Source organism: Bradyrhizobium campsiandrae (assembly GCF_014529705.1).
Classification (GTDB): Bacteria; Pseudomonadota; Alphaproteobacteria; order Rhizobiales; family Xanthobacteraceae; genus Bradyrhizobium; species Bradyrhizobium campsiandrae.
The window spans coordinates 147036-165041 of the sequence record NZ_JAANIH010000009.1; the positions used below are offsets into that span (position 1 = coordinate 147036).

An 18006-nucleotide genomic window follows, 5' to 3' on the forward strand; every position below is an offset into this window, starting at 1 on the left:
TCGTCTCACAGACGCGCGTCGAAGAACGATTTGAGACGACGAAACCACATCAGGCCAGCCGCAAAGGCCGCGACCGAGACGACCGCCAAATACACCACCATCCAAAGTGGCGGCAAAGTGCCGTCAATGATCGGAGCGCGAAACGACGCCGCGATGACATAGAAAGGATTGAACTGAAGCAGCTTTCCAACCCCCCCGGGATAGGCACTGAGCGGATAGAAAATCGGGGAGGCAAACAAGAGCATGGTCAGGACATTTGGCAGGGCCAACGCAGTGTCTCGCACGAAGACGTTAAGCGCCGCGAGAAAAAGACCGAGGCCGGACACGAACAACATTCCGAAAAAGAGCGGGATCGGCAGAGTCAGGAGCGCAAGGCTCGGCACCTCGCCCGATGCAGCAAACAGGACGGCGATGACCGCGAACGAGACGAAGAGCGGGAACACGCCCGTCAACGCACCGACCACGGGCAGGAGTTCCGACTTGAACGAGATGTTCTTGACGATCCCCGCATTGCCCGAGACCGAACTCGTTGAAGCGGAAAGCCCCTCACTGACCGCGAGCCACGGGCCGTAACCGCTCAGCAGCCAAACCACGTAGGGAAGCGTACCCTCCCGCCCCGGCAGCCGCCCGGGGAAAACGAAGGTGAAGACGAAAGTGAACATTCCCATCAGGAGCAGGGGCGAGAGCACGGCCCAGATCAGCCCCAGACTAGAACCGAGGTACCGGTCGGTCACGGTCAGCTTGAACAAGCTCCAGACCATGCCGATATCCCGGCGCTCGAATCCGGCAACGCTCATGAGTTGGCCGGCGCAATTTCGCGCCCCCTGATCTGCGGCGAACACAACAGCAACGGCTTCCCGCCGAATTGCCCTTCGACATCTATGACTTCGAACACCCGCATCGATCCGTCCAATAGCCCCCCTTCATCGCTCAGCTCAATGGAAAGTCGATAGAGATCGGCTCCGAGAATAAAGGGATCCATGGCAACTCGTAGCTCGAATGAACCTGAGGCCGGCAGCATGAGCCCCGCATCATTCGAATCTTGTTGCCAGACGGTTCGACCATCAACTCTGAGTATGGAGAGCGAAAGCCGGCTGACTCCGGTCGGCTTGCGCAAAATTCCCGCGATCCGTATTTCGAGCGGCCGCATCGCTGCCAACGCCGCCATCTGATCCTTACCGTCTTGAATCAGCCTTACCTCGGTCAGCTGCCCGGCATCCCGCCCCTCATTGCGAGCAGGTCCTGACAGACCGAACTTCTTGCTCAACGACTTTTCGTCCGCGTCCCGGACGGATTGTTCGTAAGCCGCGGCGACAACCTTCGGATCTCCATCCATCACGACGCGACCGTGGTCCAACCACAGGCAGCGCGAGCACATCTGAATGATGGCATTGAGCGCATGCGCAACCACGATAACGATACGTCCCTGCGAAGCGACTTCGGCCATCTTTCGCGACGCCTTTTGGGCGAAGAAATAATCACCTACCGAGAGCGTCTCGTCGATGATCAGGATATCAGGCTCGATGAATGCGCCCATCGAGAAGGCGAGGCGAGCCTTCATCCCCGACGAGTAGGTGCGCACGGGCCGATCGATGAATTCGCCAAGCTCGGTGAAGTCGATGATCTCCTGGCGAACAGCGTCAATCTCCGCCTGGCGACGGCCGTGGATCGAGGCATCGAGGTCGATATTTTCCCGTCCGGTAAGATCGTCGCGCAACACCGCTCCGATGGAGAGCATCGCATGGATGTCGCCGGTCACCTCGATGGAGCCGGAACTAGGCGGCATCAATCCCGTCAGGATCGTAAGCAGCGTCGTCTTGCCAGCGCCGTTTGGCCCGATGATGCCGACCCGCTCGCCTTGTTCGATATGGAGAGATATCCCCTCGAGGGCCCTCACCTCCCGCACGGTGGGCTCGTTTCTGCCCGCGCGCAATGCAGCCAGCAGAGACACCGGCCCGCCACCGCGCTCGGCAAGCGCGAACGTCTTGGTCAGGTCTCGAATCTTGATGGATGCGTGGCTCAATGCAGTGTCCACCGCACTGGAAGCATCAGACCTTCCTGCCTCTGGCCAACGACCTCGAGTGCAAGGCCGGTCCCGTTCAGCCAGCTAAAGCCATCGAGACCGACGCGGCGGCGTGTCTCGTCGACCAGCATGAGACCAAGCCGGCATTGGTAATGGCCGGGTTCGAGCGGAAGCGATGGTACGGAAATATCGACGAGATAGCGTCCCGGCGCGCTGCCCACCAGGACAGGATCGCGCGACATCACCGAAGTTTCCCAACCGAACCCGGGCTGCAAACGCTCGATGGTGAATGTCGCGAAGACCTCCGACGGCTGCAGAATCTCGGCTTCCGCGCGCATGGTGAAGTCTTCGCCCTGCCTCATCGTCGAGGCATAAGAAGGAGGTCCGAGGAACTTCGCAACTCCGTCCAAAAGTTCTTCGCCCTTCTCGTCGCCGTAGAGATAACGGCGCACGGCTCTGTCGGCCGGTCCTGAGAAAATCGCCTTGCCGCGATCCAGGATGTGCGCAGTTTCGCACAATCGCAGAATGGCCGCCCAGTCGTGCGTCACCAGGATGCCCGTCGCGCCACAGGATATCCTGTCACGCAGGCGTCGCCAGCACTTCGACTGAAAGTGCTGATCTCCAACCGACAGGATCTCGTCGAGCAGATAAACGTCATATTGACCGGCCGTCGCCGTCGAAAAATACAACCTGGCTCCCATGCCGGCCGAATAGGTCTGCACAGGATCGTCGAACCTGTCCTCGAGCTCCGAGAAATCGTGAATCTCAGCGATCATTTCCGCCCGCTCGCGAGCCGAGAAACCATGCACCGCGAGCAGACGGTCCGCATATTGCCGGCCGGTGAGTTCTCGACTGCCGACGACACCGAGTTCGTAGAGCGCGGACATTGCGCCTACCACGGAGACGCGTCCCATATCCGGCGCATAAGCACCACCGACAATCCGGAGAAGCGTCGACTTGCCAGCCCCGTTTCGGCCTAGCACACCGACAAATTGTCCTTTCGGAACGTCGAACGTCACGTTCTGGAGCGCACTGAAACGCGGCACCGACGCGTCAAAGCCCAGCGCAATCCGCCACGCGTTGCCGCGATCGATCAGCGCAAAACTCTTCGAGACGCCCTCACAAGTGATGGCGACGGCGCGGGACATGCTTGCGGTGTTCCTCTGTGACGACCTGGAAGTTTGTGTTCAAAGGCTCGCGAGAGCCTTGCTCAAGGTCTCAACGACGAGGTCGATATCCGACATCTTCATTCCCGGAAACAGCGGCAGCGTGATCGTCGTGTCTTCAGCCCTGACGGCATTGGGAAACTGACCGGGGTCGATTCCGTATTTCTCTCGATAGTATCCGAGCGCGGGCACGGCATGCGTACCGGGCCGGGTCTGAATGCGGCGTTCCGCCATTGCCGCCATCACGGCATTGCGGCGTTTCCGGCCGCCGTCGGAAATCCGGATAACGAAGGATTGATAGCTGTGACCGGCGTCCTCGGTCGGCAGAACGATGTCGGAGATGCCCGAAAGACGCTTTCTGTAGGCGGCGGCGAGACCGCGACGCTCCTCGAGAAGCGCATCGAGCTTGCCCATTTGCGCCACGCCAACAGCAGCCTGAATGTCCGACAGGCGAAGATTGTATCCAAGGCGATCATAGCTCGCCATCGTCCACGGTCCGGCGCCTTCGTCGTCAATGATACGCGGACCGCCGGCACCATGGTTGCGCACGGAGCCGACGATGGCTGCGATCGCGTCGTTGTTCGTCGTCACCGCTCCACCTTCGCCGGTGGTGACGACTTTGCGCGGGTGGAACGAAAAACAGCCTATGTCGCCCAGCCCGCCGACGGGCTGGCCACGATAGGACGTACCGATTGCGCATGCGGCATCTTCGACGATCGCGATTCCCCGGCGCGACGCAATTTCGCGTATTTCATTCATCGGTGCTGCGAGACCGAACAGGTGCACCGCGATAACTGCACGCGTTTTCGGTGTGATCGCGGCCTCGAAGGCAGCAGGATCGAGATTGAAAGTGGCGAGGTCGATATCGGCGAATGTCGCTTTCGCACCGACATATTCGGCGCAATGCGCACTCGTCACCCAGGTAAAGGCCGGCACGACGACTTCGTCTCCGGGGCGTAGATCCAAGGCCATCGTCGCCAGATGGAGCGCCGCGGTGCAGGACGTCGTCGCCAGCGCATGCTTCACGCCGTGCCGCTTCGCGATCAATTCCTCAAACTTCTGAGTCATGGGCCCCTGCGTGACCCAGCCTGAATTGAGGCAGTCGCGCAACTGATCGATTTCGGCGTCGTCAAATTTCGGTGCTGTGAGTTGCATGACCATGCCAGAGAGGAAGAGAGGGGATACGCGATCAAAGCGCGAGCGACAGAAGATCGGGGCTGTCATAAGTGTGACGTTCGTCGGACTGCGTCTCTCCGAGGAATAGATCGAGATAGGGAAGATAGGAGTCCGCCCCGAGCAGAACAACCTCTATCTCGCCGCCTCTCCGGAGATCGTCCAGCCGTCCAATCGCCTTCTCCTTGTGCAGCCTGCGCAGAGCCCCTTGAAACGCGAGGCCGAAGCTGGGGCCGAGCATTTGCGGAAGAACGCGCCAGGAATAGTAGGCGAGCAGGAAGGAGGGATGACGCGTTCCAAACTCGATGTCTTCGGGCCCGAACAGGTCCTGCCACGGGAGCCGAATGTCCTTCAGCACCTTCGACAGCGGACGTGCCCCGGGGACCTCGTGATGCTCTTCCAGCAACACCGGGAGAATACGCGTACCGAGGCCGTGCTCATCAACATACTGCCTCAGCCCCATGCATGTCCCCATCGTGCCCGACGCCACCGCGAGCAGCGACACGTCCCCTGTCGATGAAAAAAGCTGCGGCGCCAAATGAGTCTTGTGAGCCCAGGGGTTTCGCCAATTGTCATACTGATCGAGAGTATAACTGCCTTCCAGCGCCCCTTCCCTCCGAGCCCGTTCGACGGGCGTTTCGGTTGGATCGCTGTGCAATACGACCTCGACGCCGCCGCCCATGACGGAGATCGCGTTGATCTTGCCGCGCGCCGTGCCGGCCGGCATGATGAGCTGGCAGCGAATTCCGAGAGCCTTGCATATCTTGGCGATGCCGTGACCGGTGTTGCCGCTGGTTGCCTCCTTCACGATCGTGCTTTGCGAAATCAATCCTTCGGAGATTGGTCCGAGCAAAAGCTCTCGCGCCATGTAGGACTTACTGTGCTCGACCTCGCCCGGAATCGACGCTGCGCGAATGGTCACGCCGTCGCGGTGGAACGGATTGAGCCATTCAGGAAACGGCCCGGAGACACGCACCAGGCGGCTGGCGGCAGGATCTGTGGCTTCCAGAAATGGATGGCGCGCTAGATTCACGGCGTATCATCTCCAGCGTCGGCGGTGACAAACTTTACGGACTCGACCAGTCTTGCAGCGCGCTCTCGCGCTTGGGCCGCCGACTTCGATCGAACGAGCACATAGCCAGGCCGCGCCAGGTCGTTGCGAAGGTCGAGACGCGCCTTGCCGACCTGCTCATAGAGTTCGGCATCGACAACGTCCGGCTCGTCCTTGATGCCCTTGAAGCCGTCGATGGCCTGCAAGACACCCTCGCCCCTGGGAAAGTAGTGCCACACCAGATGCTCGGACGGCTTTCTCGCGAAGTCGGGAACATCGCCAGTCAAAACCGCGGCCAGCAGCCCCGGGTAGTCATAGCCGGTCGAAATCTCGCAGATCGGATGGAAATTGAGCCCACCTCCCGGACGTCCTCCGACCTCGAGCAGACAGGGTCCGTCCTCGCTGATCAGAACCTCAAAATGGGTGGTGCCGTCCGTCAGGCGCATGGCCGCACAAGCTGCGAACACCAGACGCTCCAGCGCCGCCCGATGCGAATGACCGATCGAACCGGGGAAATGCAGCCGCTGTACCACCGTATCGCTTCCGGGATAGTTCTCCTTGTCGGAAATCGACAGCAAGGTCGGCGTTCCCCGGCTGATCAGCACTTCCAGGGTATGCTCTGTTCCCCTGACGAACTCCTCGATCACCACGTCGCCGTCGAGATAGGTCTTCTCAACTTCGTTCACGCCTGCCTGGACCTCGTCCCAGTTTCGCGCAACGAACACACCCCGGCTGCCTCCGCCCGAAAATGACGGCTTGACGACGGCCGGCCAGCTGTCCCACTTCGGAAAATGTCCCGCCGCCAGCTGTGCGACCGTACTGAAGGCACAGCGTGGCGTCGGCAATCCGTTGTCGAGCCAGCAACGCTTCATGGCAACTTTGCTGGTGAAGCAGAGTTCAGCAAACTCGTTCCAGCCCGGCAGGTTGCGTTCTCTGGCAATGCCGGCCGCGGCACGGATCGCAAAGTCGCTCAGCGGAATGATGCCGACGAATGCGATGTCCGCCAGAGCGGCGCTCGTTCCCGCCACGTCGGAAAAGTTCTGATGGACAAATTGATCGGCCACACCGCGCGCGGGCGCATTTGCATTGGCGTCGACCGCAACGACCCGGAACCCACGCTGCTGGAGCCGCTCGATCGCCGGACAGGCCATCTGATTTCCACCGAGCACGACAACAGTCTTCATCCGGTTCTTCCTCTGGCAACCTGTTTCCACCCCGTGGCCGATGGGACGACTAGCGACCCAAACCGCGCCAACGCCCGGTCAATTCGCGGAAACGTTCCTCTTGGGCCTCGAAGATGAAATTGCTCCGATCGACTGCATTGTCCTTGTACGCGTAGATCGCGTATTCGTAGGGCATATAGTCATGCCTGACCGTAAACCGGTTCGTCAGCTTGTTCAGGACCTGAAGCACCTCGGCAAACGGCGGCCTGGCATGCACCGGATGCGTGTAGTCGGCCAGCGGGCTCAGCAGATTGAAGACGAGACCCTTTCGGCACAGCCCCCACATGATCTGCACCATGCTCTCGAAGTGATCGATATAGGCGACGGCTTCCGTCGTGCTCGTCAACGCCTGGCAGCAGAAGCACCAGTCCCATACGCGATCCAACGGCTCTGCCTGGATGTCGACGACGGCCAGCTCGGCTTCCGGATACGCGCGCCGTCCTTCCTCGATCAGCTGCGGGTTGATGTCGATTCCAGTATAGGCGCCGCGCCAGCCGCTCTTACGCAGAAAGTCGAAGAAATCTCCGTAGCCACAGCCGATATCGACGAGGGAGTCCGTCGGCTGCAAGCCGTCGACCTGTCGCAAGATATCGAAATAAAACGCCTGACGGTGCTTGGGTTCTCCGAGCGCGGCCGCGCCATGCCCAAATTCCTCGATACGCCCGGCGTAGCGGGCCAGGATCTTCTCTTTGTCAATGTCGTGCATGAATTCGCTCAGCTGATCGGATTTTCAGTTGCCCGTTGTACTCACTCGACCTTTTCTTGCTCGTCAACCTGGCGACTTCACGCCCCTGATGACTTCTGATGAGCCGAAGACATCGTCCGCAGAGCGTACTCGACGTTGATCAACGACCATATGAGCAAGCGGCGGTTCTCGCGCCCCTCGAGATGATCGCCGATCAAGCCCCGCAACGGCTTGGGATCGAGATAGCGATAGATCTCCGCGCGATCGTCGAACAGAATCTCCCGGACGAAATCGATGCTTTGTCCCTTGAACCAGCTCGCGTCGGGTCCGGAGAAGCCCTGCTTTTCGCGCTCGGCCACCTCTTGCGGAATGTGTCTCTGCATGACGTTCCGCAGCAATAACTTGCCGTCATTGGCCTTCTGGAAATACCGGGCCGTCTTCCTGCCAAGCTCGTTTTCGTCTAGCGCCACGACCTCATCGAGCTTCCCGAGCTTGAGCCGGACAGGCAGCTTCATGGCGAAGTCGACAAGATCGTTATCGAGGAACGGGACACGTGCTTCGAGCGAATGGGCCATGGACAGCTTGTCCTCGACAGTCAGCAGCCCGTGCAGGAACGTCTTGGCCTCGAGATAGAGCGAGTGGTTGACGTAGTCCTCCGGGCGGGTCAGACGGTCCGCGTGTTGATCGAAGATGTCCCTGAAAATGTCGCGCGTCCATACGCCTTGCACCTCGCTCCAGATCGGAGCGAAGACCCGCTTCAGCATGCTGTTCGGAATCAGGCGCTGCCAATAGAGGTAATATTTGTCGATGTATTCCTCGAAGCTCTGGTTGACGACTGCGCGGTAGTAACGCCAGGGATAACCGCCGAATATCTCGTCGCCGCCAGTGCCTGCAAGGACGACCTTGTTGAACTTGCTGGCAAGCTGCGCGACGTAGTAGTTCGGATAGCTCTGGCCGACGCGCGGCTCTTCCAGATGCCAGGCCAGCTTCGGAAGAACGCGCTCCATGTCGCCCGACTTGAGCACCATCTCGTAGTGCTCGGTGCGGAACAGGTACGACATCCTTTCCGAAGCCGGGCGCTCGTCGAATTGAAGCTCCATGCCGGACACCGAGCTCATATCGAAACCGCAGGTGAACGTGCGGATGTAGCTCAGCGACTTTGAGGCAATGGCCGTAACCGTTCCCGAGTCCATTCCCCCCGAGAGATACGCCCCGATGTCCACGTCGGACACGAGCTGCCGCTTCACGGCCTGCTGAACCAGGTGATCGAGCTCGTCTTGATAGTCAGCCTCTGGGCGCGCAGTTTCCGGCTCCTGAAAACTGTAGTCCCAGTATCGTGTCGGCCTGAGTTGCGTCCCAGCGACCGTCGCGGGCGACACGTTCAGATAACACCCCGCGGGAAGAATACGGACGCCCTTCTGCAAGGTGCGATCCGTGAAGAAATTCTGGAATGTGAAATATTCCAACAAGCCTTCGGGGTCGACCTCCGCGCGGAAGCCTGGAACGGGATGAAAGGCTTTCGACTCGGAGGCGAAGAGAAGCTGATCGCCGCTGAGCCAATAGTACAAGGGCTTGATGCCATAGCGGTCTCTTGCCAGCGTGAGCCGGCGCTCGCGCCGATCCCACAGGGCAAAGGCGAACATACCGTTGAAGCGCCGCAACGCCTCCAGCCCCCACGCAGCGATCGCTTGCAGGAGAACCTCAGTATCGCTGCGCGACCTGAACCGATGCCCTTGTGCTTCAAGTTCGGCTCGAAGCTCACGGAAATTGTAGATCTCGCCATTGTAGGAGATCACGAACCGGCCGTCCGCCGTCTGCATCGGCTGCTCGCCGGCCGGACTGAGATCGATGATCGCGAGCCGGCGGTGCCCGAGACCAATCGGACCATCGATCCAATGCCCCTCACCGTCCGGCCCGCGATGAGCGATCGCGTCGGTCATCGCACGCAGAACCTGCGAAGCCACCGGCCGTCCATCGAGGGTAAGAATGCCTGCGACGCCACACATGTTTGAATTCGTCAGAGCCTGGACCCTAGAAACCCTACTCGACGCCCGCCTTCGCCCGCCGCCGCTCGAGAGCGGCCCGGTGGCCCGCGCGCCATTCGATCAGCATCTGGAGACCCTCGCGCAAATCAACCTCGGCCGTGAACCCGATTTCCTTGGCCGCCCGTTTCGTGGAGCCGACCCGATTGCGCACGAAAGTCGCATTGCTGCGCGGCGCGTAGCGGATCGGCTGATTGGATCCCGTCAGATGCAGCAGCATCTCGGCGAGCTGCTTGAGCGAGGTTCGTTCACCCGTCCCGACGTTATAGTAGCGGGCAGACGTATCGGCCGACATTGCGCAGACGTTCGCGCGGCCGCAATCAAGCACCGAGACGAAGTCGAAAGCCTCCGAACCGTCACCCAGGATCGTCGGCCCTTCGCCGCGATCGATGGCATCGAGCATCTTCATGATGACCGCGATATAGGCGCCCTGATAGTCCTGACGCGGCCCGTAGACGTTCATGTAGCGCAAGCCGACGGCCGACAGGCCATATCGATGGCAAAACGCCGTCGCCATCGCTTCGCCCGCGATCTTGGTCGCCCCGTAGAAATTCTTGTTGTTGAACGGGTGGTCTTCCGTCATCGGCTCTTCCACGGCGTCGCCGTAGACCGAGGCCGACGAAGAGTACACGAGACGTTTGACCTGGTTCGCCACGCAGGCTTCGAGCACGTTGAAGGTGCCCCGAATGTTCGTGTCGAATGCCGCCCGCGGATATTCATGGCATTGGAGCAGCCACAGCGCCGCGAAATGGAACACACCATCCTTGCCCTTCATCGCGGCATCGAGAACGTCCGACTGGCAAATGTCGCCACCCGCCTCGAATATCTTCACTCTCGGATCTCTTACGACCCGTTCGATATTCTCGAGCGAACCGCGAGCGAAATTGTCGTAGATGACAATCTCGCCGACATCGTGCTTCACGAGCTGCTCGACTGTATGCGAGCCGATCAATCCCGCTCCGCCGATGACGAGAAACTTCTTTCCGCTGATGTCCAACGTGAACCTCTTGGATTGGTGTTTGCGTATCCTCGCGAACCGGCCGGTGGCGATGGGTCTACGCTGATGTGAGATGGTGAAGCCTTAATGCTTCAGCAGTTCCGCGATCTTGATGGCCGCCCGTCCGCTGCCGTAATCGGTGATCTCGTTCCGGGCTAGGTAGGCCGGCCCCTTCCAAAGTCGATTCCAGCCATTTGCGACCGTCTCGGTCCACTCGGTTTCATCGCGCAGGGTGATACAGGGCACGCGGTGGAAATAGGCCTCCTTCTGGAGTCCCCCGGAGTCGGTATAGACCTCCGCCGCGTAGTGCAGCAGCTTCGCCATATCGAGATAGCCGATCGGCTCAATGACACGCAATCCATCGAGGCTTACGCCCATCCGCGACGCGGCGTGCCGGGTACGGGGGTGCAACGGCAGAACGACGGGGTAGTCGCGCGCGTGATCGAGCAGAAACTGCACGACCTCGCGAAGCTGCTGCGGATCATCGGTGTTCTCCGCACGGTGCACCGTCGCGAGCGCATATCGCTTCGGCTGCAGCCGAAGATCGGTCAGAATGTTCGAGGCGGTCTCGGCCTTGTCCATTGCGAAGAGCGTGGCGTCATACATCACGTCACCGACATGATGTACGCCCTTGACGACACCTTCTGCAGCGAGGTTCGCGATCGCCGTCGCGGTCGGACAGAGGTGAAGCGTCGACAGATGGTCGGTCACGACCCGGTTGATCTCCTCCGGCATGCGCCGGTTGAACGACCGAAGCCCGGCTTCGACATGAGCGAGCGGAATGTGAAGCTTGGCCGCAGTCAGCGAACCGGCCAAGGTCGAGTTCGTATCGCCGTACACCACCACCCAGTCCGGCCTTTCGGCCAGCAGGATCGGCTCGATCGCCATCAGCATCCGTCCGGTCATGTCGCCGTGACCACCGCCGTTGACGTCCAGGTGATGCTTTGGCTTCGGGATAGCCAGTTCTTCGAAGAACAGATCGGACATGTTCGGATCGAAATGCTGGCCGGTGTGGATCATGACCTCCGTCAAGCCATCCGTCTCGCGAATCGCCCGACTGACGGCTGCCGCCTTGATGAACTGCGGCCGCGCACCGACCACAGTGAGGATCTTGCCGGACATTACGAATATTTGCCGATGTCGGGCACGTGCGCGAGATGATTGCGCATGCAACCCAGGATGCGTTCGCGGTTTTGCCGCGTCCAGGCGATGGTCCGCCCGAGACCGTCCTCATGCGAGACACTGGCGGTGAAGCCAAGCTTTTCACGTGCCTTCGCCGGATCGCCGAAACGCTGCCCGGATCGATCCCAGTCGCGCGCCGGCGTGAGCGCAATTGGCGTCCTGTTGCCGACGATCGAATTCACCCGCGTCGCGAGCTCGAGAATGCTGGTTTCGACGCCCGAGGCGAGATTGTAGATTTCACCGGGATCGCCTGCGAGGGCGCAGGCCATCAGCCCGCGGGCCATGTCCTCGACATAGATGAAGTCGCGAGACGCTATTCCGCCATTTTCGACCGGCAGCGCCTCGCTATGAAGGGCCTTCCATATGAAGGTCGGCGTGACGTTGCGCCAAACCGTGTGAACCGTGCCGCGCCACCGACCGGCTCCCAGGATCTCGCCGGGTCCGTAGACGTTCTGAAACCGCGCTTTCACGAAGGGCAGCTTGTAACGGGAGAAATAGTAGTTGCCGTACATTTCTCCGATCAATTTGGAGATCGAGTACGGACTGTCGTGGAACAGCGAGACGGGCGCGTCCTCGGTCGTTGCCGTGGCTCCGTCGAAGGTTTTCTCGGCCACCGCGCAACCCGCCGCGGCGTACACCACCTTCTGCAGCGACCGGATGTCCTTCAGCCTGTCGAAAAGCTTCAGGCTCGTCAGCGTGTTGTTCTCATGGTCCGCGAGCGGATCGGCGATCGACGACTGATTGCCGTGATAACAGGCGAGATGAAAGGCGAAGTCGAGGTCGCCCGGCAGCTCGGCGAGCACGGTATCGTCGGTGATGGGCCGCGGCACGAACTGAATCCGGGGATCAGCGGGCACGTTCGAGGCGTCGGCCGACAGAAGATTGTCGACAACGATGATGCGCGCCGGTCCCTGCGCAAGCAGCAGTCGCACGAGATTCGAGCCGACAAACCCAGCTCCACCGACGACGAGGATGGTCGATCCACCAAATGATTTCATGATCAGCTCTTCGGTACCGCGAGGTGACTGTAGACATCGTTCACACCATGCGCGTCATACCACGCAAGGAGGCGCCGGATCGTCTCGTCGAACGGCACTTGCGCGCGCCACCCGAGAAGCGCCTGGGTCCTGCTTGGATCCGGAACGACCGAAGGCACATCGTCGTCGCCCACCGGCACCACCTTCACGTCCGGATCGGCCGGCAGCCCCAAATGGGAACGCACGAGGTCGTAGATCTCCTTGATCGAGTGCCCGATGCCGCTCGAGACGTTGAAGGCACCGGTCGGAGCCGAGTCCGCCATCGCGAGATCCACCGCAGCCAGAAAATCCGACATGTCGAGGAAATCTCGCTGTGCGTCCGTGCAGAAGCACCCCTGCCCCGCCTTCAGGCGCTTGTAGAAGGTCGGGATCGGACCGATTGCGAGACGGGGTCCGGTCACGTTCGCAAGACGCAGCGAAGCGAAGGGAAGGCCGCTCATGGCCAGGTACTGTTCACCGGCGACCTTTGAAATGCCATAGCTCGTGAATGGTCTCAGCGGATGGTCGACCGGGATAGGCGTGCTCTCCGGCCGACCGTAACACAGCACCGTCTGAAAATTCACGATTCGCTTCACACCGACATCGCGCGCCGCGTCGATGACATTCGCGGTGCCCTGGACATTCGTCGCGATATCCTCCCAACAGTTGGCCGGATCCTTGTAGGAAGCGGCCGAGTGCACGACGTGGGTGGGCCGGAATTTCGCGAAGACCGAGGCGACGAGATCCCGATGAGCGACCGATCCTTCAACCAAGGTCAGTCCCGGAAGCTCCGGCACGACCTCGCGCTTGCCGGTGGCAAAGTTGTCAACGACCAGGACTTCGTGCCCCTGAGGCAGCCAATGCTCGATGAGATTCGAGCCGAGGCACCCCGCGCCGCCAGTGATGATGATGCGCATCTCGCCGTTCCGATCAGGTGCGGATTTCCGCACGCGCCTCTTTCAGGTGCGTGTAGCCACCGACGACGCCCTCCCTCTGCCACCGCTCGACGGACAGGCGCGCAATCTCGTCAAGCGAGGTGAACTCGACCGCGCCGAAATCCTTGAACGTGCGTTCGGGATCGAGAAGGATCGACGGCGCATCATCCGGGCCGAGGGGCTTCACTTCCGGCTCCGGATAATCGTTGAGCTTCATGGCCCGCACGACGGCATCGTAAAGCTCCTTGATCGCCACGTCATGCCCCGAGGAGAAGTGATACGTGCCGCTGCCAGTGCCGTCGGCGGCCTTGACGACAACGCGGGCCAGGTCACCCGCAAAGCAGAAATCACGCCGCGCCGGCGTCACGAAGCATTTCTGTCCCTTGGCCAGACGGCCGTAGAAGATCGGTAGCGGACCGGACACGTTTCGCGGCCCAATCACGTTGGCAAGGCGGAAAGTCACCCAATCGACGCCGGAAAACTGCACGTAGTTCTCGCCGGCTGTTTTCGATATTGCATAGCTCGAATTGACCGGGTTGATCGGGTGATCGAGCGGGATCGGCGACTGAAGCGGCTTCGTGCCGTAGCAGAGAGCCGTCTGGAAGTAGATGAGGCGAGATACGCCAAACGTCTTGCAGGCCTTCGCGACGTTGGCGGTCCCCACCGCATTGACTAGTGCATCGCTGCTCCAGTCTTCCGGATCCTTATAGGACGCCGCCGTGTGAACGACGACATCCGGCCGGAAATCGGAAAACAGTCCGTTGACCACATCGGCGTTTGCGATCGTATCCTCGATCAGGGTCAGGTTGTCGTGTTTGTTGAGATTGTCGGCCCGGCCGGTCGCGTAATTGTCGATCGCAACCACCTTGTCGCCGCGCGACAACAGCATGTCGATGACAGTTGACCCGACCTGTCCGGCTCCGCCGGTTACGAAAATCTTCATGCACACCATCCCAAGTGAGAAGTTACCGATTGCTCTTATGCCTTGACCATGGCGCGGAACTCCGCCGCGCGGTCGTGGAAGCGCTGATGCCAGAGCTCCAGACTGAGAAGCCCCCACGTCTTCCGGGAGAAGCGGGACTGCACGCCGAAACTCGAGAGCACGACGTCGCTATTGAAGTAAGGTCGATGCCTTGCGCGCTGCTCGCCGAAGACTCCAAGAACGAAATCCTTGAGCTCGCCGTCAAACCACTCCTTCAGCGGCACCGGAAAGCCCATCTTGTCCCGCCGCTCCAGCAGTTCCTTTGGAAGGACGTCGCTATAGGCCGTCTTCATGAGCTGCTTCATCTGTCCGCCCATGAACTTCACGTCGGCGGGCACGGAAGCGAGAAATTCCACAAGAGGATGGTCCAGCAAGGGCACGCGGCTCTCCAGGCCATGCGCCATGCTCATGCGGTCTTCGACGTGAAGCAGCGCCGGCAGCAGGCACTTGAAGTCGAAGTGGGTCATCTTGTCGAAGTAGGCTTCCTTGCGGACATTGTCTTGGTTGTTGAAAATGGCGCGGAAGGACTCGAAGACGTCCTGTTTGTTCAGCGCATGCCAGTCCACCTCGCCGACCATATCCGTCGAACGATCCACGAGACGGAAGTACCTCTGGTCGAGATCCGCGAAAAGACCATCGCGCCAGAATTCCTTGATCAAAGGCTTGTACTCGCGCAGCAAACCGAGATTGGGCACGATGGACTCGATCGTGACGACGTAGTGGCCGCTTTTGTAAGTGCCGTCGATTGCCGCTTTGATGCACTGCTCGAAATATGCGACCAGGTAGCGCGCATAGCCGCCGAGCAGCTCGTCGCCCCCCTGTCCGCCCAGCACGACCTTGACCTTCTTCGCTGCAAGCGCGGAGACCATGTATTGCGGAAACGACCCCGGTCCGGCGACCGGGAAGTCCAGATGGTAGATCACGTCCCCGATGTGGTTCCGAAAATCGCTCGCGGTGATGTCGACCATGTGGAGCGACATGTCCGCCAAGTCCGCCACCGTCTTGGCGTAGCCGCTCTCGTCGTAGCCGGGATATTCGAGAAAGCGGCCGTGAAACGCATCGCGACTGCGATGATCGAGCCTTGCGGCCATCAACGCCACGAGACTGGAGTCCAGTCCGCCCGACACGTAACCGCCGACCGGAACGTCCGAGCGCAGATGCACATGCATCGAGTCAGACAGCAGTTCCGCAAAGCGACGCTCGAAGTAGCTTGGACTGTGGTCGAAATCGACATCGTACTGCACATCCCAATAGCGAGAGATGACAACCTCACCGCCGTCGAGCCGAAGCATGTGGCCCGGGAGCAGGGTCGATATGCCCTTGAACAGGGTCTTCCTGCCGATAGTGTATTGGAACGTAAGATATTCGCTAAGCGCGTCGGCGTCGGTTTCGATATCGCTCAGAAACGGCAGCAGCGCCTTGGCCTCCGAGGCGAAATAGAAGACCCCCTGCCGCGTAGTATAATAGAACGGCTTGATCCCGAAGCGATCGCGGGCTGCAAACAGCTTCTTGTTCCGCTCGTCCCAGATCGCAAAGGCAAACATGCCGCGCAGATGGTCGACGCAACGTTCACCCCATTTGCTATAGGCAGCGAGAATGACCTCCGTGTCCGAATTCGACTCGAACACCCATCCATCCGAGAGTTGCTTGCGGAGTTCAATGAAGTTGTAGATCTCACCATTATAGGAGATCACCGTTCCATTCGGCCCCTTCATGGGCTGGGCACCCGCCGGCGTCAGATCGATGATCGCCAGACGGCGGTGGACGAGACCGACACGCCCCACTTCATCGAGCCAGCGTCCCGATCCATCGGGCCCCCGGTGAGCGATCAAGCTGCTCAGCGCGTTGAGCGAGGCGATGCCGCTCGCAACGGGCTGACCGGACAAAGACGCGAATCCTGCGATGCCACACATGGTGTCAGAGAACCTCAACAATCATGGTCGGCGCGAGGAACACCTGCGCCACCGACGAATTCCGCATGCCGACCTCGGCGCCCCGCCAAACAGGTACAACAGCGGTAATATGAAGGAAATCAGGTAGCAAGTTGATTTCCACACATCCTCGGCGTGATGCCGGTCCGCCGGGCGAGTGCACGGCTGGCGGCTTACGCATTCAGACCCAGCAGCCGACTAAGTCTGTCCCACCGAATGATCTTCTTCTTCAGCCAACGACGGATGGGACCTGGCGTCAGACGTGCGGAATGAACGTAGCAGAAGATGATCATCTTCCTCGCTAGGAACTTAGCCTTCGCGATCTGCTCCTGGCGGGCCTTCAGCTTCCGCGCCAGACGCTGCTCCCGCGCGAACACAACGAGAAGAGACCGTTCGACATAGGCCGGCTTGGTCTTCGCCATATCGGGACGAAACGCGCGGTCAATCGCGCGATCGACCTGCCTGACCATGGCCTCGAAGCTGTTGTCGGGGTTGAGCGCAACCTCACGATAGGCGCAATCGATGATCTCTTGCGCGCGCCGAGGATCGCGCAGCACCTCGACGACCTCGGCCATGTTGGAATGATCCTTCCTCAGGGGCACATAATGTCGCCACGGCTCAAGCCTGCCCGAATAATGCCCATCATAAAGGATCATCAATGTCCGCAACGCGGCCGCCTCGAAGCAGCGCGGGGAGATGACCGCAAGAACGGTCCGGCTATCCTCCGACTTGAAGTAGAGCTCGCGCAGCGTCTCGAAGCTGGTTCCGGGACAACGGGCCAGATGCCCCTCCACGTTGCGCTGAATCTCCCCGGTGTAGTCGAAGACGCTCGCGCCGCTTTCCGTGCCGAGGACCGCCTTGCAGTTCGCCAGGAACTTGATCCAGCCGTCACCGTAAATTCGCTCTTCCTCCCGCGTGGAGATATCGCAGGTGAGGCCGTAGCTTTCCGCGTCCTTCTTGAACCGCTCCGCAATGATCCACTTTTCCTGACCGAAGCTGCCCAACCAGTCCGGCACCTTCCTTGCTCGATAGCCGACGTCGATCGACCGGTCCTCGAACCGAGGCAGTTTCTTGTGCAGCAACTGATGCGGGACATAGCCGGTCAGCACGGTTTCGCGAACAACGCCCGGCAACCGGTCGGGCGAATACACCTCGTCAACGATCTCCTGCGGAACGCAGCCGAACACAATATGGACCCCGAGGTCCCGCAGGGCATCCGTCGTATCGTTGATCCATCGATACTCATCTTGAATGAAGACGGCCTTCAGTCCGGTGAACTTGCGAATGGCTGCACGCAGATTTGGACCGATATAGGTGTCCATGCAGGCGACCAGCGAGTAGTGAATGATCACTCCGTCGAACCGCTCAAGATCGAGTCGATCGGACACGTCGCCTTTCGAATTGAAGATGTAGATTGCATGCCTGGAGAACTTCTCCAGCCCCGCGACGTGATCAATGATCGTGGAAGCATTGCCCTCCACAAAATCGCAAAGCAGAAGCAGGTCGAGGCGCGGGCCTGCAGACTTCTCGCGGGCCGACTTAAAGAGCGGAATCGTGTCCATGACCTGGCATGCGTTGTTTGGCGCGGCGCGTTGGGAAC

Annotated in this window: 15 protein-coding genes; all 15 read right to left on the bottom strand. The window is 60.3% G+C overall.

Annotation, left to right across the window (positions count from 1 at the left end):
• Positions 1-5: 5 nt before the first annotated feature.
• Complete coding sequence (locus G8O24_RS09140) at positions 6-797, bottom strand: ABC transporter permease (protein ID WP_188098518.1); 792 nt, start codon at positions 795-797, stop codon at positions 6-8.
• Entirely contained in the window at positions 794-2023 is a 1230-nt protein-coding gene (locus G8O24_RS09145) for an ABC transporter ATP-binding protein (protein ID WP_188098520.1), read from the bottom strand. Before G8O24_RS09145 ends, G8O24_RS09140 begins: the two co-directional genes overlap by 4 nt.
• Positions 2020-3171: an ABC transporter ATP-binding protein gene (locus tag G8O24_RS09150; RefSeq protein WP_188098522.1), complete on the bottom strand. Its 1152-nt coding sequence runs from the start codon at positions 3169-3171 to the stop codon at positions 2020-2022. The genes G8O24_RS09145 and G8O24_RS09150 overlap by 4 nt, the downstream gene beginning before the upstream one ends.
• Before the next feature lie 39 nt (positions 3172-3210).
• Entirely contained in the window at positions 3211-4413 is a 1203-nt protein-coding gene (locus tag G8O24_RS09155) for a DegT/DnrJ/EryC1/StrS family aminotransferase (RefSeq protein WP_202988749.1), read from the bottom strand.
• The gene (locus G8O24_RS09160) at positions 4379-5395 is read right to left on the bottom strand and encodes a pyridoxal-phosphate dependent enzyme (protein ID WP_188098523.1); all 1017 of its coding nucleotides are present in this window, start codon (positions 5393-5395) and stop codon (positions 4379-4381) included. Before G8O24_RS09160 ends, G8O24_RS09155 begins: the two co-directional genes overlap by 35 nt.
• Positions 5392-6597 (bottom strand): ATP-grasp domain-containing protein, encoded by a 1206-nt coding sequence (locus tag G8O24_RS09165; protein ID WP_188098525.1) that lies wholly within the window; start codon positions 6595-6597, stop codon positions 5392-5394. Before G8O24_RS09165 ends, G8O24_RS09160 begins: the two co-directional genes overlap by 4 nt.
• Before the next feature lie 49 nt (positions 6598-6646).
• Positions 6647-7342 carry a class I SAM-dependent methyltransferase gene (locus tag G8O24_RS09170; protein WP_188098527.1) on the bottom strand — a complete coding sequence of 232 codons (696 nt, stop codon included), beginning with the start codon at positions 7340-7342 and terminating at the stop codon, positions 6647-6649.
• Positions 7343-7419: 77 nt separating this feature from the next.
• The gene (gene asnB / locus G8O24_RS09175) at positions 7420-9327 is read right to left on the bottom strand and encodes an asparagine synthase (glutamine-hydrolyzing) (protein WP_188098529.1); all 1908 of its coding nucleotides are present in this window, start codon (positions 9325-9327) and stop codon (positions 7420-7422) included.
• Positions 9328-9361: 34 nt separating this feature from the next.
• A complete protein-coding gene (locus tag G8O24_RS09180) occupies positions 9362-10360 on the bottom strand; it encodes an NAD-dependent epimerase/dehydratase family protein (protein ID WP_188098530.1) in 999 nt (332 codons plus the stop codon).
• 84 nt (positions 10361-10444) lie between these two features.
• A complete protein-coding gene (wecB, locus tag G8O24_RS09185; RefSeq protein ID WP_188098532.1) occupies positions 10445-11482 on the bottom strand; it encodes a non-hydrolyzing UDP-N-acetylglucosamine 2-epimerase in 1038 nt (345 codons plus the stop codon).
• Positions 11482-12540, bottom strand: a complete 1059-nt coding sequence (locus G8O24_RS09190; RefSeq protein ID WP_188098534.1) for an NAD-dependent epimerase/dehydratase family protein — start codon at positions 12538-12540, stop codon at positions 11482-11484. Before G8O24_RS09190 ends, wecB begins: the two co-directional genes overlap by 1 nt.
• A gap of 2 nt (positions 12541-12542) precedes the next feature.
• Positions 12543-13475, bottom strand: a complete 933-nt coding sequence (locus tag G8O24_RS09195; RefSeq protein ID WP_188098536.1) for an NAD-dependent epimerase/dehydratase family protein — start codon at positions 13473-13475, stop codon at positions 12543-12545.
• A gap of 13 nt (positions 13476-13488) precedes the next feature.
• Complete coding sequence (locus G8O24_RS09200; RefSeq protein WP_188098537.1) at positions 13489-14436, bottom strand: NAD-dependent epimerase/dehydratase family protein; 948 nt, start codon at positions 14434-14436, stop codon at positions 13489-13491.
• A gap of 35 nt (positions 14437-14471) precedes the next feature.
• On the bottom strand, positions 14472-16388 hold the full coding sequence (gene asnB, locus G8O24_RS09205; RefSeq protein ID WP_188098539.1) for an asparagine synthase (glutamine-hydrolyzing): 1917 nt from the start codon (positions 16386-16388) through the stop codon (positions 14472-14474).
• A gap of 191 nt (positions 16389-16579) precedes the next feature.
• Positions 16580-17968 (bottom strand): hypothetical protein, encoded by a 1389-nt coding sequence (locus G8O24_RS09210; RefSeq protein WP_188098541.1) that lies wholly within the window; start codon positions 17966-17968, stop codon positions 16580-16582.
• Positions 17969-18006 lie beyond the last annotated feature (38 nt).